The organism is Amycolatopsis sp. NPDC114505 (assembly GCF_055633615.1).
The window spans coordinates 3,113,048-3,126,462 of record NZ_JBVKDV010000001.1 but is presented as its reverse complement, the minus strand read 5'-3'; the positions used below and the strand labels follow the sequence as shown (position 1 = coordinate 3,126,462).

Here is a 13,415-nt window from a genome sequence, read left to right as displayed (position 1 = left end):
GTCAGCGAGCCTCGGCCAGCGGCCGCATCGACGCGGCGGGGTTCGCCAGGATCCGGTCGATCTCCGGCTTGTAGAAGTCGTACGCCGCCTGCGTGGACGTCTGGCGCTTGAGCACCGCGTCGATGTTCGACGAGTCGACCACCAGGCCCGGCATCCGCAGCCACCCCTGCGGCAGCGGCTTCTTCTCCTTCACCGACCGGATCAGCAGCGCCGTCACGACGTAGCCCTTGAGGAAGTGCTCCGGGTCGATGGTGACGAAGTCGAGGCCGTCCTTGACGCCCTGCAACGTCTTCGCGTCGACGTCCGCGCCCGCGACGAGGTACTTGCCGTTCTCCGTCTGCTTGATCTTCGCGAGGTCGTAGCTGTCCGCGTCACCGACGCCGAGGAACGCCAGCGCCGACGGGTTCGCGTGCACCAGCGCGGCCCACGCGCCGTAGTTCTGGTTCGGGTCGCTGTAGGTCTGGAACGGCCCCAGCGTCTTGATCCCGGGCGCCTTCGCGGCGAGCGTCTCCTTGATCCCGCGAGCGCGGCTGTCCAGCACCGGCGTCCCCGGGTTCGGGACGCCGACGACGACCGTCCCGGACGGGTTGGCGGGCAACCGCTTCAGCAGTTCGGATGCGAGCTGCACGCCGAGGTCGTAGTTGTCGTTGCCGACGTAGAACGTGATCTTGCTGCCGTCGGTGGGCGCGGTGTCGAGCGCGACCACCGGGACCCCGCGGTCGATCGCCGTCGCGGCCGGCCGGGTGAAGATCGGCGGGTCGAGGTTCTCCAGCACCACGCCGTCCGGGTTGGTCTGCGTGAGGTTGGTGAACAGCTGCTGCTCGGCGGGGCCGTCGGTGTTGGGCGGCCCGACGGCCTTGAAGTCGACGCCGCCCTCGTGCTGCGCCGCCGTTTCCGCGCCCTCGACCATCTCGTGGGCGAAGTTGAGGCTGATGTTCGCGACGGCGATGCCCATCTTCAGCTGACCGCCGCCGCCCGAGTTGCCCGAGCTACCGCAGGCGCTCAGCGTCAGGCACGTGATCAGGATCAGGATCGGGGTGCGTTTCATGTTTCCTCCTCGAGCGGGGGAACAGGCCGTGACCGCGCGTCCGGCGCAGCACGCTGTCGAAGGCGACGGCGACCAGGATCACCGCGCCGGTGGCGAACGTCGTCCAGTTGATCGGCACCTGCAGGAACACCAGGCTGGCCGCGACGGTGGTGAGGATGAGGTTGCCGAGCACCGCGCCGGGCACCGAGCCGCGCCCGCCGGCGAGCGGGGTGCCGCCGATGATGCAGGCGGCGATCGCGGTGAGGTCGTAGCCGTTGCCGACGGTCGGGTCGCCCGCGGTGAAGAACGCCAGCCCGAGCACGGCCGCGACGCCGCCCATGAACCCGGACAGCCCGAGCGCGGCGATCCGCGTCCGGGCGATCGGCAGGCCGCTGAACTCGGCGGCGTCCGGGTTCGACCCGACGGCCCGCACCCGCGCCCCGAACCGGGTCCGGGTGAACACCACCGTGAGCGCGATCGTCGCGATGAGCAGCACCCAGACCGACGCCGGCATGCCGGCCAGCTCGCCGCCGAGCACGCTGAAGAACGGGTGGTCCAGGGGCATGCCGCTGATCTGCTTGCCGTCGGCCAGCGCGAGCGCGGCGCCGCGGAAGAGCAGCGCGGCGGCGAGGGTGACGATGAACGACGGCAGCCGCAGGTACGTCGTGATCGCGCCGTTGAGGCAGCCCAGCACGGTCGCGACGACCAGGATCGCCGGCAGGGCGAGCCACGGCGACCAGCCGTCGCGGATCAGCACGGCACCCAGCACGATGCCGAGCGCGTACTGCCCGCCCAGCGACAGGTCGACCTCGCGCATCGCGAGCGGGAACACCATCCCGCAGGCCATCAAGCCGACGTAGACCGAGCTCTGCGCGGTGGAGAGCAGGTTGACCGGGCGCAGGAAGTCCGGGTGCGCCAGCCCGACGACGCCCACCAGGACGGCCAGAACCAGCACGACGCCGAGCTCGTCGCGCAGGACGTGGCGGTACCACGGGGGCGTGGACATAGCCGCGAAGGTCACCAGCCGGGCCCGGGTTCGGCAAGACGCGCGTTTCGGTGGGTGAAACGGTGACCTTGTCGCGACCCGGCACCGGCCGCCACGCTGCCCGTCATGCCGTCCACCAGCCGGGTCGCCGTCGTCACCGGGGCCGCGCGCGGGCTCGGCCAGGAGTTCGCCGTGGCGCTCGCCGGGCTCGGCCACCGCGTGGCCGGCTGGGACGTGGACGACCAGGCCGAGACGGCCGCGCGGGTGGTCGCCGCGGGCGGGGAGTTCCTGCCGGTGACGGCGGACGTGACGCACCCGGTCGCCGTCGAAGCCGCCGTGGAGCAGGTCGTGGCCGCCTTCGGCGCGCTGCACATCGTGGTGAACAACGCCGGGATCTACCCGCCGATCCCCTTCGAAGAGACCACTGTGGACGATTGGCGCGACGTCATGCGCCTCAACCTGGAGGGCCCGTTCCTGGTGACGCGGGCCGCGCTGCCGCACCTGCGGGCCGCCGGCTGGGGCCGGGTGGTGAACATCGTGTCGGCGGTCGTCTTCCTCGGGCCGCCGGACCTGGTCGCGTACACGACGTCGAAGGCGGGCCTGGTCGGGTTCACCCGCGCGCTGGCCAACGCGGTCGGCGCGGAAGGCATCACGGTGAACGCGATCGCGCCGGGACTGACGACGACCGCGACGGCCGCGCGCACGACCGGCGCCGAGGGCGGCTTCGAACGGGTCCGGGCGAGCCAGGCGGTGCCGCGCACCGAAAGCCCGGCGGACCTGGTGTCGACCCTGCGGTACGTGTGCGACGAGGGCAGCGGGTTCCTGACCGGCCAGACGCTGAACGTCGACGGCGGTTCGGCGTTCCATTGAGTGCACCGAGGGGGCCGCGTGAGCCAGTTGCTGGGCGCCGGCGAGGCGGCCGTGGTGACGCGGGTCTGCGAGCTGCTCGTCCCCGGCTCGGCCGCCGCCCGGCCGGACCGGTACCTCGCCGCGACCCTGCCCGCCCTCACCCCCGCCGAGGAGGACGCCGTGCACGCGGCGATCGGGCTCATGGCCGGCGTCTCGGACGCGCCGGCCCTGTCGCGGCTGGCCGGCAGCGCCGCCTTCGACCGGTTCCGGCGCCTCGCGATCGAAGCGGGCTACGGCGACCACGCCCCGCCGGGGCGGCGCGGCCCCGACCGGGCGGACGTCGTGGTCGTCGGCGGCGCGTCGATCGCCGCCGACCTGGCCGGGCGCGGTGCCGACGTGCTGCTGGTCGACGGCACCCCGGCGCCGGCCCGGTTCCTGTCCACTGTGGACGAGGAGCCGATCGGGCCGCCCACCCCGCCCGGCCCGGCGAAGGCCGAGCGCGCGCCCGCGTCCGACGTCGCGAAGTTCCACGAGCGCACCGGGCTGCTCGGCGCGGCGGGCCCGTTCGGGCCGGCCGACCTCGAACCGTGGTACGAACGCCCGGTGCCGGCGTCCGGGGCACGGGTGCGCCGGCGGCACGAGGTCCGGCGCGTCCTGGTCGACACGTCGGGGCCGCACCCGAAGGTCACCGGCGTCGCCTACACGTGCGACGGGGGCGACGGAGTGCTGCTCGCCCCGGTCGTCGTGCTCGCCGCCGGCCCGCTCGCGACGCCCCGGATCCTGTTGCACACCCACGAAACCGCCGAGATCGACTCACCATCGTCGCGGCTGACCGGACGGACGCTGGGCTTGCGCCCGGCCCGGCTGGTGTACGGCCTGCTCGCCCGGTCACCGGACGCCCGCGCGGGCGCGGGGTTCGCCGTCGAACCGGCCGCGCTGCCCGGCCCGGTCGACTTCGCCGCGAGCCTGGTCGACACCGGGCACCGGCCGCTGTGGGGTGGTCGGCTGGCCGAGGTCGTGCGCGGCCATCCGGGCTGGACGGGTCTGCGGGTGCCGGTCACCGACGACAACACCGCCGTCGCCGGCCTCGGCGCCGGGGGCGAGGTCGTCGTGGGCAAGCGGTTCTCGACGGCCGAGCGGCGACGGCTGGCCGCGGCGCTGGAGTTCGCGGTGGACCACCTGCGCGCGGCCGGGGCCCGCGACGTCGTGTGGAGCGGCCTGTTCGCGGCGCACCCGCAGGGCGGCGCGCCGATGGGTGACGACCCGGCCCGGTCGGTGGTGGGCCCGGACGGGCGATCCCACGACGTCGACGGCCTGTACGTCGCCGACGCGTCCCTGCTGCCGGCCGTGCTCTCGGTGGCCCCGGACCTGACCGTGCGCGCGCTCGCCGCGAAGGTCGCCGAGGCGATCCGGTGACCGCTCGGCTCAGCGACGTTGCCTCCCCGCCGCCACCGGATCATCATCACGGGATGAGCGGCCCGCCGAAGTCCGTGCTCGCCCGCGGCCTGACGCTGCTGGACGCGTTCGCCTCGGCCGACACGACGCTCTCCCTCGCCGAGCTGACGGCACGCACGGGCCTGCCGAAACCGACGGTGCACCGGCTGGCCGCCGAGCTCGTCGGCTGGGGCGGGCTGGAGCGCACCGACGGCCGGTACCGGCTCGGCATGAAGCTGTTCGAGCTCGGCCAGCGCGTGCCGCGGCGGCGTGACCTGCGGGAAGCCGCGCTGCCGTACCTGGAGGACCTGTACGAGGCGACGCACGAGAACATCCACCTCGCGGTGCAGGACGGGCCGCACACGCTGTTCCTGGAGAAGGTGAGCGGCCGCCGGTCGATGCCGATCGAGTCGGAGGTCGGCGGGAAGCTGCCGCTGTACTGCACCGCGACCGGGAAGCTCTTCCTCGCGCTCGGCTCCCCCGACTACTTCCGCCGGGTCGCCGTGGCCGGGCTGGCGCGCTGGACGCCCCGCACGATCGTCGCGCCCGGGCGGCTGCGGCAGGAGCTGGCGCGCGCGGCGGAGAGCGGGTACGGCGTCAACCACGAGGAGTACGAGGTCGGCGTGTCGGCGGTCGCCGCGCCGGTGTTCGACGCCCGGCGCCAGGTGCTCGCGGCCCTGTCCATCACGGGCAACGCGGCCAAGCTGGACCTCGACCGGCTGGCCCCGGCGGTGCGGACCGCGGCGCTCGCGCTGTCGCGGGAGCTGGCGCTCGCCCCGGTGCGAAATCCCCTGGATCGCGGGTGAGCGGCGCCGACAGAATGGGGAGATGACCTCCGCCGCCGCGCTCGCGGACGAACTGCTGGAAGTGCTGGCCACCCTGATGCCGCTCGAGGCGACCTTCGTGGGCGTCACCGGTCACGACGCCGACCTGCCGGACCCCGGCGAAGCCGCCCAGCGGGAGATCCGCGACCGGGCCGCCGGCATCCGCGCGCGGGCCCGGGCGTCGGCGGACGCCGACCGGGTGACGCTCGGCGTCGTCGTCCAGCAGGCCGAGGCCGTCGTCACCCAGCTCGACGCGCGGACCGTCGAGTTCACCTTCGCCGACCCGATGTTCGCGACCGGGATCAGCCACCTCACCTTCCTGCCGCAGCTCACGCCGTCCGGCGAGCGGGCCGAGGAGGACTACCTGGCGCGGCTGGCCGCGCTCCCGGCCTTCTACGAGGCGTTGGCGCAACGCCAAGGAGACGGGCTTCGCGCGGGACGGACACCGGTCGACCGCAACGTGGGCAACGCCATCGCGTTCCTGGACCGCTACCTCGCGCAGGAGGAGCTGTTCGCCCAGCCGCTGACCGGCGGCCGCGGCGAGCGGCGTGACCGGCTGGTGGCCGAGGTGGTCCGGCCGGCATTGGCGCGCTACCGCGAGTTCGTCGCCACCGAGGTCGCCGGGAACGGCCGTCCCGGCGACCGGCCGGGACTGTGCTGGCTCGAAGACGGCGAAGCGCACTACGCGGCGTTGGCGCGCATGCACACCACCACCGACCACACGCCGTCGGAGCTGCACCAGCTCGGCCTGGACGTGCTCGCCGGGCTTGAGGCCGAGTACGCCGAGCTGGGCGGCCGGGAGTTCGGGCTGACCGACCCGGCCGAAGTGCGGCGCCGGCTGCGGACCGACGAAAGCCTCCGCTGGCGTGACGCGGAGGAGATGCTGGAGACCGCGCGCGCCGCCGTCGCCCGCGCGACCGCCGCGGCGCCGGACTGGTTCCACCGGATGCCCCGCGCGGAGTGCGTGGTGCGGGCGGTCCCCGAGGCCGACGCGCCCGTCGCCGCCCCGGCGTACTACTTCCCGCCCGCCCTCGACGGCTCGCGCCCGGGCATCTACTTCACCAACACCCACGAGGTGCGCACGCGCGACCGGTTCATCGCCGAGACGGTGGCGTTCCACGAGAGCGTGCCCGGCCACCACTTCGAGACGTCGCTGGCGCTGGAGCTGACCGACCTGCCCCAGCTGCGCCGGATCGCGCCGGTGACCGCGTACAGCGAGGGCTGGGGCCTCTACACCGAGCGGCTCGCGGACGAGATGGGCCTGTTCTCGAGCGACCTCATGCGGCTCGGCATGGTCGCGGAGGATTCGGTCCGCGCCGCACGGCTGGTGGTCGACACCGGCCTGCACGCCCTGGGCTGGACGCGCGAGCAGTGCGTCGAGTTCCTCCGCGGGCACACCGTGCTGAGCGAGGTCGAGGTCCAGACGGAAACGGACCGGTACATCGAGAGCCCGGGCCAGGCGCTGGCCTACATGACGGGGAGGCTGGAAATCCTGCGCCTGCGCCGGTACGCGGAGGAGAAGCTCGGGGAAGCGTTCGACATCAAGGACTTCCACGACGTGGTCCTGGGCGGCGGCCCGCTGCCGCTGAAGGTGCTGGGTGACGTGGTCCGCGCCTGGGCCGGGTAGCGCGGAGTCCGTGCCCCGCCGGCCGGTCGCCAGGCTGCCGGGACCAATCGGCGAGGAAGGGTCTCAGGGTGAAGCTGCTGGTCACAGGCGGGGCGGGCTAACGTGCGCGGCTCCCTCGCGCTGCTGGAGGCCGCCCGCGCGGCGCGTGTCCGGCGCATGATCTTCTCGTCGACCGGTTCGATGAAGGCGACGCGGTGATCACCGTCGCGAGCAGCGAGAAAGCCCGGAAGGAGCTGCGGTGGCAGCCCGGCCGGCCCGATCTGCGCGACATCGTCGCCGACGCCTGGAGCTTCCACTCCCACCGCTAATGCTGCATGCCGTAGGACTTCTGGCACGGGTAGCCGTCGCCGGTGGCCGACCAGCTCGACGGGTAGCCGTTCTGCGCCCAGGCCGCGTACGCCTGCGCGTAGCTGTACCCCGTGGCGTGCAGCCACTGGCACGGCGTCTGGTTCGCGCCCGGGGTGATCGTGATCCAGGGCTGCGCGTAGATCCAGCTCGACTGGGCGTACCACTGGCCACTCGCCGGCGCGTACACCTTTTGCGGCGCCACGGCGGTCACCGTCTGCGTCGGCGGGGGTGCCACGGTGACGGTCGGCGTGCTCGGTGCGGTCGTGACCACGGTCTGGATACCCGCGGGAACGGCGTTCCCGGCGACCGGCACCCCGCACGCGGCGAGGGCGAGCACGGCGGACAGGGCGGCGGTGGCGACGGTGGCGCGGAAAAGGCGCATGGCTGGCTCATTTCGTGCGGGTCATGTGGCTGCCGGCGATGACGCCGCCGGAAACGGTGTAGGTGCCGGAAAAGGTCCGGGTGCTGCCATCGGTCTGGACGGCGGACAGCACGACCGACACCGTGCTCCCCCGGACGTCCGTGACGGTCACCGTGTCCCACGACGTCGTCGCGAAACCGTTGACGTACTTGGTGTACCCGCCGCCGCCGGCGATGCGGCTGCCGCCGAGCGACCACGCCGTGGCGAAGTCACGACGGTTGATCGCGTCGTAGTACGCGACGACCGTGCGCGCCTCCGCGGTGTCGGCCGGTGCGACGTACACCGGCGGTTGCTGGACGTACACCGTCCGCGGCGCCGCGGGTACGGCGACCACGGTCGTGCTGGTGGCCGGCGCCGGCGGCACGGCGACCGGCACCGGCACGCCGACGACCGGCGTTCCACAAGCGACAGCACAGACCGAGACCAGGGCGACGACGAGAATTCCGGCGGCTTTCATGGAAATCAACTTCTTCCGTCTCCGCCCCCTGAAATCGGCGGCGCGGACGATTCCGCAACAGATCCCCGAGAACGCGACGCAAGCGTTACCGATCCGGCCGGAAGTAGGCGGACACGCTCCTCGACTGATCGGCACAAAGGCGCCGGTTTCCGCCGTGGCTGTAGCCGGATCGGTAACCAACGGCGCAGTATCCGGTGGAATTCACCCGTTCTGGCGGACGATGTCGTAAGCCGTCATCGCGGCGGCCAGGTGGCGGGCGTCCGCGGGGCGGGTCGCGTCGTGGCCGGTGATCAGCTGGATGCGGCCCAGCCGGTAGGTCAGCGTGTTGCGGTGGATGTTCAACGCCGTCGCCGCTTCGCCGCGGTTGTAGTCCGATGTCACGAACGCGCGCAGGGCGTCGATCAGGTGCGGGTGGTCCTCGAGCGGGGCCAGCACCAGAGCGAGCGCTTCCCGCGCCGGGCCCGGCCGCGCGAGCTGATACTCGATGGCCAGGTCGGCGAGCCGGTACAGCCGGGCCGGGCGACGCAGATTTTCCGCCAGGGCAAGGATTTCCACGGCTTCCGCGTGCGCGGCCGGGATGTCCACTCGCGACGGAGCGTGCGAAACGGCCGCCATGCAAGGCCGTCCGCAGATCCGGTCGACACGCGCCGCCAGAGCGTCGACGTCGGACTCCGGTGGCACGAGCAGCACGCCGCCGTCACCCTTGAACGTCACCAGGGCTTGACTGTCCAAATCGGACCGGACCGCGCGGAAGAGGTCCGTCGCCGCCCGGGAGCCGGCGTCCGCGGGCAGCGTCGGCAGGTGGAACACCACGACGTGGTAGCTCTCGGCGAGACTGCGGTCCCGCACCGGGCGACCGGCGAGCAGGCTGGCCGCGAGGTTCTGGCGGTCCTCGCGCCGCTCCCAGTCGAGGTCGTCGCGCTCGCGCAGGTACGCCTCCGCGACTCGCGGCATCACCTCGCCGAGGAAGTCGAGCATCCGGGCGCCCAGCGTCCGGCGGTCGCCGTCCGCCAGCTCCCACGCGACGCTCGCGGCCAGCGGGTACACCTTCAGCACGGCCTCGAGCGGCAGGCCGTCGCGCGCCCGCTCCGCGCCCCACGCGATCGGCAGGGCGAGCTCGTCGGGGGTCGGGCGGCGGTTCTCGGCGACCGTCGTCAGGAACAGCTCGAACACCGCCCGCGCGTTGGCGACCAGGTCGCCCTCCAGGACCGTGGCCGGCAGCAGCCGGTACGCCGGGATCTCGGCCGCGCAGCGGGCCATCATCGCGGCCGCGATCTCACCCGATCGAGGGAACAGCTCGGCCACCGGATCCATGCCACATTGTCACCATGCACAAACGGCCGCGGCAAGTTTCTGCGCGTTCTGCCAGCAGACAGCGTTGATCAGTCGGCGCATGCTGTGCATACCAACCAGACGAAGGGACTCGGCAATGGCGCGGGGAACGAAACGATGGCTGGCCGGGCTCGGCATCGCGAGCCTGCTCGCCCTGGGCGCGGCGGCGCCGGCCCAGGCGGCCGGCGGCGGCAACAACGACTTCGGCTGCCGCCCGGGCGCGGCCCACCCGAACCCGGTCGTGCTGCTCCACGGCACCTTCGCCACCTACTACGAGGACCTCAACTTCCTCCAGGCCGACCTGGCCGCCCGCGGCTACTGCACGTTCTCCCTGACCTACGGCGCCTACCCGCAGTTCCCCTTCGTCGGCGGGCTGAAGCCGGTCGCGGAGTCGTCGCTGGAGATCAAGAACTTCGTCGAAAAGGTCCGCGCGGCCACCGGTGCGGCCAAGGTCGACGTCGTCGGCCACTCCGAAGGCGGCCTCCAGTCGATCTACCTGGCCAAGATGCAGGGCATCCAGAGCGAGATCGGCAAGGTCGTCGCGATCGCCCCGCCGACGCACGGCGCCAACGCCTCCGGCCTCCTGACGCTGGCCTACACCGTGCTCGGCAAGTCCACCTGGGACACCATCGTCAAGACGATCGGCCTGCCGATCTTCGCCGACGAGCTGGACGGCGGCGCCGCGATCGTCGCCCTCAACACCGGCCCGGTCGCCCAGCCCGGCATCGACTACACGATCATCACCTCGCGCTACGACGAGCTGGTGACCCCGACCGAGACGTCGTTCATCCGCGAGCCCGGCGTGCACAACCGCTACGTCCAGGACTCGTGCCCGTTCGACCCGGTCGGCCACATCGGCGAGGCGTACGACCTCAACGTGTGGCACCTGGTCCGCAACGCCCTCGACCCGGCGAACGCCACCCCGATCAGGATCTGCGCGGTGGGTTCGCCGGGCTGAGGGGTCAGGCCAGGCCGATCGCGAACACGTGCAGGTCCGCGTCGGACGGCAGGGTCACCGAAGCGATCGTCTTCCCGGCCGGGGCGTCGAACGGCGTCGTCGCGTAGACCGACGCCCCGCCGCCCTGGCCGCCCGGCTGGTTGCGGTGGTCCGTGCGGGCCACCAGCGTGTTGCCGAACACCGGATCGGTGCCGCCGCCCGGGAAGACCCAGTCGCCGAACGACAGGTCCGCCGGGGCGGTGGTGCCGTCGGTGAAGGTGACCGTCGCGGTGCCGCGGTGGTCCCCGTTGGACGCGGTGCCGACGAACGACAGGCGGGTCCCGCTCACCTGGATCGTCTGCCCGGCCGCGACGACGTTGTCCGGCCGTCCGGCCGGCGCGGCGGGCCAGGTGAACGTCGTCCCCACCGCCTGCGACGCCTTCCCGCCGACCAGGCCCGCCGTGGCCAGGGCCTGCCGCGACAGGCTGTTCCCGGCGCCGTCGATGTCGGCCGAACCGGTGTCGCCGTCGTCGGAGATGCCGACGTTCGCATACGCCGCCGCCAGCCCGCCGGGCGGCGCGACCAGCACGATCACCGACCCGGGCACCGACGTCGAGCCGCCGCGGACGGTCACCGGCACCTGGTAGTAGCCCTCGGGCGTCCCGGCCGCCACCGACACGCTCAGCTTCGCGGTGCCGCTGCCGGTCCGGTCGTCGAGCCGGAGCTGCCGGGGGCCGGTGACCGTGATCCCCGCCGGCGCCTGCGTGGACACGTCCAGCACCCGGTCGTGCCCGCCGAGCCGCTGCCCGCTCACGGTGGCCACGCCGCTGGTCCCGGGTGCGACGACGACCTGGTTGGTCGCCGACGTCAGGAACGGCTTCTCGTTGTCCTGGTAGGACGGCGGGACGGACCCGGCCGCCCACCGCTTGTCCGGAGTGGACACCAGCGAGAAGTCCAGCCGGCCGCCCTCGCGCGCGGTGTTCGCAGGCAGGTACGTGCGGTTCCAGTCACGGCCGTTGAGCGACAGGTCGTGCACGTACGTCGCCGGCGCCTTCGGCGCGTGGATGTCGATCGTCCGTCCATTCGGGAGGGACAGCACCGCCCGCTCGAACAGCGGACTGGCCACGACCAGGTCCGGCGTGCCCGGGGTCGCCGGGTAGATGCCGAGCGCGGCCCAGACGTACCACGACGACTGCGCGCCGAGGTCGTCGTTGCCCGGCTCGCCGTCCGGGGTCGCGCTGAACAGCGTCGTGGCGATCTCGCGGACCACCTGCTGCGTCTTCCACGGCTGCCCGACGTGGTTGTACAGGAACGGGACGCCGAAGTCGGGCTCGTTGCCGGCCCACATGTTCGGCTCGTTCGGGCCGACGTTCAGCTTCTGGAAGAAGGTGTCCAAACGGGACGCCACCGCCGAAGGACCGCCCATCGCCGTGACGAGACCGGCCGGGTCCTGCGGCACCAGCCAGGTGTACTGCGCGGCGTTGCCCTCGTCGAAGCCGTCCTGGCCGAACTTGCCGGGCGGCGGCGGCACGTACGCCGGGCCGTCCGGGAAGCGGCCGTCCTGCGCGCGCGGCTGGAGGTAGCCGGTCGCCGGGTTGAAGATGTTCTGCCAGTTCTGCCCACGCTTGGTGAACTCACGCGCGACGTCACGGTCGCCGATGCCCTGCGCGAACTGCGCGATGGCGAAGTCGTCGATCGCCCATTCCAGCGTGATCGACGCGCCGACGCGGGCGTGGTCACCACGCGAAGCGTCGTTGTTCGGCATGTACCCGCGGGCGACGTAGTCCGCGATGCCGCGGCGTTCCTGGTACGCGCCTGGAGTGTCGTCCACCGAAGTCGCGCCCTTGACCAGGTACTTCAGCGCGGTCTTGACGTCGAAGTCGCGGGCGCCGAACGCGTACAGGTTGGAGATCAGCGCGACCGAGCTGTCTCCGGTCATCTGGCCGGTGTAGGCGTTCGCCATCGGCCAGCGCGGCCACCAGCCGCCCTGCACGGCGTCGTTGGTCAGCGACTGTGCCATGTCGCTGGCTTCCTTCGGGAACAGCATGGCGTGCAGCGGCGCGAGCGAGCGGTAGGTGTCCCAGTCGGAGAAGTTCGCGTACTGGTGCCGCCCCTTCGGCAACGTCCGGATCTGGTTGTCGAAGCCGATGTACCGGCCGTCGACGTCGTCGAACGTGTTGGGGTGCATCAGCGAGTGGTACAGCGCGGTGTAGAACGTCTTGAGTTGCGCGGTGTCGCGACCCGCGACCCGGATCTTGCCGAGCGCCTGCGTCCACTTGTCGCGAGTGGACTTCCGGACCGACGCGAAGTCGAAGCCCGGGACTTCCGCGGCCGCGTTGGCCTTCGCGCCGTCGACGCCCACATAGGACATCGACACCTTCGCGTGCACCACGGCCGCCGAACCGAAGGTCAGGTAGGCGCCCGCACGAGGCGAGTCGACGCTGTCGGTGTCCGGCTTCACCGCCGAGCCGTCCCAGGTCCCGTGCGCGGTGAACGGCTGGTCGAAGGTGACGTCGTAGTAGACGGTGTACTTGTTTCCCTTGCCGCAGAAGTTGCCGGTGGTCGCCGACCCGCTGACCTCGCGGTCGCCGGTGATCTTCAGCGTGGCGGCGGAGTTCCCGGCGAGGCTCGCCCCGCCCTTGACCAGCACCTGCGGCGTCGAGCCGGCCGGGTAGGTGAACGTCGCCAGCCCGGTGCGGGTCGTCGCGGTGAGCTCGGCCCGGACCTTCGAGTCGGCGAGCGTCACGGCGTAGTAGCCGGGCTCGGCCTGCTCGTCGTCGTGGGTGAAGTGCTCGGTGCGGTCCCAGGGCGCGCTGCCGACGTCGCCGGTGATCGGCAGGATCGGCACGTCGCCGAACGCGTTGCAGCCGACCGAGGCGTGATCGAGGCTGAAACCTCGGATCTGATCGGAGTGGTACTGGTAGCCGGCGTACGCGCCCTGCGTGTCCGGCGAGAACTGCATCATCCCGAACGGGGCCGCCGGGCCGGGGAAGTTGTTGATTTCGCCGACCGAACTGCCGCCGCGGCCCGTGCCGATCAGCGGGTCGACGTAGGCCGAAGGGTCGCCGACCAGCGGTGACATCGTTGTCGGCGCCGCTGAAGCGACGCCGGGTACCCCGATCACCGCCGTCGCGACGATCGCCGCCATGAACCTGTACCGCACCCGGTGCCTCC

12 protein-coding genes are annotated in these 13,415 nt (G+C 72.4%); 6 read left to right on the top strand and 6 right to left on the bottom strand.

The features are described from left to right. Position 1: 1 nt before the first annotated feature. Positions 2–1,048, bottom strand: a complete 1,047-nt coding sequence (locus ACZ7OU_RS15540; RefSeq protein WP_470241274.1) for a sugar ABC transporter substrate-binding protein — start codon at positions 1,046–1,048, stop codon at positions 2–4. Beyond that, a complete protein-coding gene (locus ACZ7OU_RS15535) occupies positions 990–2,033 on the bottom strand; it encodes an ABC transporter permease (RefSeq protein WP_470255482.1) in 1,044 nt (347 codons plus the stop codon). Before ACZ7OU_RS15535 ends, ACZ7OU_RS15540 begins: the two co-directional genes overlap by 59 nt. A 105-nt stretch (positions 2,034–2,138) precedes the next feature. Between ACZ7OU_RS15535 and ACZ7OU_RS15530 the strand changes: the two genes are divergently transcribed. The 5 genes from ACZ7OU_RS15530 to ACZ7OU_RS15510 all read left to right on the top strand — a co-directional run bounded on the left by ACZ7OU_RS15530 (position 2,139) and on the right by ACZ7OU_RS15510 (position 6,944). Further along, positions 2,139–2,882, top strand: a complete 744-nt coding sequence (locus ACZ7OU_RS15530) for an SDR family NAD(P)-dependent oxidoreductase (RefSeq protein WP_470255481.1) — start codon at positions 2,139–2,141, stop codon at positions 2,880–2,882. A gap of 18 nt (positions 2,883–2,900) precedes the next feature. Continuing rightward, positions 2,901–4,277, top strand: a complete 1,377-nt coding sequence (locus ACZ7OU_RS15525) for a GMC oxidoreductase (protein ID WP_470255480.1) — start codon at positions 2,901–2,903, stop codon at positions 4,275–4,277. Between the two features lie 53 nt (positions 4,278–4,330). Continuing rightward, the gene (locus ACZ7OU_RS15520) at positions 4,331–5,101 is read left to right on the top strand and encodes an IclR family transcriptional regulator (protein WP_470241278.1); all 771 of its coding nucleotides are present in this window, start codon (positions 4,331–4,333) and stop codon (positions 5,099–5,101) included. Positions 5,102–5,123: 22 nt separating this feature from the next. Then, a complete protein-coding gene (locus tag ACZ7OU_RS15515; protein WP_470255479.1) occupies positions 5,124–6,746 on the top strand; it encodes a DUF885 domain-containing protein in 1,623 nt (540 codons plus the stop codon). A 102-nt stretch (positions 6,747–6,848) separates the two neighbouring features. Continuing rightward, positions 6,849–6,944, top strand: a complete 96-nt coding sequence (locus tag ACZ7OU_RS15510; protein WP_470241279.1) for a hypothetical protein — start codon at positions 6,849–6,851, stop codon at positions 6,942–6,944. A gap of 106 nt (positions 6,945–7,050) precedes the next feature. Here ACZ7OU_RS15510 and ACZ7OU_RS15505 read toward each other — a convergent pair whose 3' ends face one another. From ACZ7OU_RS15505 to ACZ7OU_RS15495, 3 genes are all read right to left on the bottom strand, one after another. Beyond that, positions 7,051–7,476 (bottom strand): hypothetical protein, encoded by a 426-nt coding sequence (locus tag ACZ7OU_RS15505; RefSeq protein ID WP_470255478.1) that lies wholly within the window; start codon positions 7,474–7,476, stop codon positions 7,051–7,053. 7 nt (positions 7,477–7,483) lie between these two features. Further along, the gene (locus tag ACZ7OU_RS15500) at positions 7,484–7,972 is read right to left on the bottom strand and encodes a hypothetical protein (RefSeq protein ID WP_470255477.1); all 489 of its coding nucleotides are present in this window, start codon (positions 7,970–7,972) and stop codon (positions 7,484–7,486) included. A gap of 201 nt (positions 7,973–8,173) precedes the next feature. Beyond that, positions 8,174–9,286: a PucR family transcriptional regulator gene (locus tag ACZ7OU_RS15495; RefSeq protein ID WP_470255476.1), complete on the bottom strand. Its 1,113-nt coding sequence runs from the start codon at positions 9,284–9,286 to the stop codon at positions 8,174–8,176. A gap of 115 nt (positions 9,287–9,401) precedes the next feature. Between ACZ7OU_RS15495 and ACZ7OU_RS15490 the strand changes: the two genes are divergently transcribed. After that, positions 9,402–10,262: an esterase/lipase family protein gene (locus tag ACZ7OU_RS15490; RefSeq protein WP_470241283.1), complete on the top strand. Its 861-nt coding sequence runs from the start codon at positions 9,402–9,404 to the stop codon at positions 10,260–10,262. Positions 10,263–10,266: 4 nt separating this feature from the next. Here ACZ7OU_RS15490 and ACZ7OU_RS15485 read toward each other — a convergent pair whose 3' ends face one another. Next, positions 10,267–13,404 (bottom strand): GH92 family glycosyl hydrolase, encoded by a 3,138-nt coding sequence (locus ACZ7OU_RS15485; RefSeq protein WP_470255475.1) that lies wholly within the window; start codon positions 13,402–13,404, stop codon positions 10,267–10,269. Positions 13,405–13,415 lie beyond the last annotated feature (11 nt).